A 1,770-nucleotide genomic window follows, 5' to 3' on the forward strand; every position below is an offset into this window, starting at 1 on the left:
TTCGACGATACGGTTCCGAACGAAGGCAGTTTCTACGCCTGCCGTCTCTGGCCGCGCGTTCATTACTGCATGGGCGGTCTAGCCATCAACACGAAGGCTGAGGTCCTTTCGACCGACCTCGACGTGATTCCTGGTCTTTATGCTGCCGGCGAAGTAACCGGCGGCGTGCACGGCATGGTACGCCTCGGCACGGTATCGATCGCTGACTGCCTCGTCTTCGGCAGAGTGGCCGGGCGAAACGCTGCAATGCGGAAAGCGTGAGCGCAGATCGAAAATAACATTTAACCAATATTGACGATCGGAAAGGCCTGGATCACCACCTCCGGGCCTTTCTTAACTAAGTTCGAAGCTGTTGCCAAAAGAAGTCGTCACCGCAGGACTTCGATCTGGAGAAATTGCCGTAAACGATCATTGGGTCAACAAGCGCCAGGCAGCGATTCAAAAGCTGCTCTACAGACTCCTTGAACTCATCATGCTCGGCAAACTTCGTCACGCTAACAGCGAAAGCGGCGTCAGCAGAAGGACTAAAGACTACGTAGACCAGGTCATCCTAGCCGCTCGCTTCACCGATATCGAAGAAGACATCCGAAGAGTTCCAGTGCACCACGCTGGAAGAGTTCTTGAAGCACTGGCAGGAAAAGAGCGTTGCGGAAAGCGTTATCAAAATCTGCACGTCTATGCGCGGGCTCGGCCGCAATGTTCGACGGCGCTTTGACGCTGGAGATTCCCTGAATCTCGCGTTCGCTTTAGAGCCGTTGTCACCAATGAAGTCGGCAAAGTGCTCCTGAGGGCTGAACTGAAACCGACAGCGCTCGTCAATCGCGCTTGCCGCAGTTACAAACTTGGCGTAATGGAAAAAATGTCCACCGGAGTCTGTCTTTTTCTCCTCGCGTCGAACGAGTTGACGAACTGACTGAAGTTGACATCAACACCATCCAGGAGCGGTTTAAAGAGCTTACTGTTATGTCCTGGATAACTGGTTCTCGAAGAAATGAAAAAAAAGCAGAAGGAAGCTAAACCCGTCAACGAAGCGAACACGTCGGAACAGTGATACGCTGCTAGTGAGAACTTGCCCAACTCCGCGTACAGACTTAACACCAATTCTGAGATTGGACGGTCGAGAGGCAAGGAATGGAAGCCGCGTGGCAGTATCTTCACCGGAGGTTATCCACTCAGATGAAGGATTTGGGCGGGTTCGCAGCTTATCAGGCGCTTATGAAAAACGGGCGCCGTCAGTCAGAACTCATAAGACACGAAACTAGCCTGTCCGGCGGCCACTCGCATTGGCGTAGGTCGAAGTGACGCGTTCAAATCGAAGACTGTGCACTGCAAAAAACGCAGCGACCCGATTTTCCGATGAATTGATATTAGCTGAACCGCCTGTGCAACAGTCCTTTCCGAGAGATTAACCGAATTTCAGGCGGATTTAAAACCGATTTCGGTTTCGCATCTGACCCGATCCCCGCCCAATCAAAAGAAAAACTCGCCCTCAATATTGATCTCTCATCATTCAACGAGGGTATCTGATAAAATAGGACACGGAAATAACCATTTCCGCTACTTATTTTTGCTTTCCGCTTCTTTTCCGGAAACGAGGGCGAAACCTTATGTCTTTTGAGATTTCCGCTGTTCCTGCCGCGCACGCAGCTGCCGTCGGTCCGGCAGCTTCAGCCGATCCGGCACAAAACGCCGGCGTTCTATATTTGCTGACGCTTGGAACGAAACAAAGTCGGGAAAAAGTCAAGCGCCTCCTCAATGCGGTTGCTCAGG

Annotated in this window: 2 protein-coding genes; both read left to right on the forward strand. The window is 51.9% G+C overall.

Features of this window, described 5'->3' with window-relative positions:
* On the forward strand, positions 1-261 hold a 261-nt coding region (locus tag H6A60_RS11135; protein ID WP_205104613.1), incomplete at its 5' end, for an FAD-binding protein.
* Between the two features lie 91 nt (positions 262-352).
* Positions 353-715, forward strand: a complete 363-nt coding sequence (locus H6A60_RS11140; RefSeq protein WP_205104615.1) for a hypothetical protein — start codon at positions 353-355, stop codon at positions 713-715.
* Positions 716-1,770 lie beyond the last annotated feature (1,055 nt).

Source organism: Sutterella massiliensis, assembly GCF_016899755.1.
In the GTDB taxonomy this organism is placed as follows: Bacteria; Pseudomonadota; Gammaproteobacteria; order Burkholderiales; family Burkholderiaceae_F; genus Sutterella; species Sutterella massiliensis.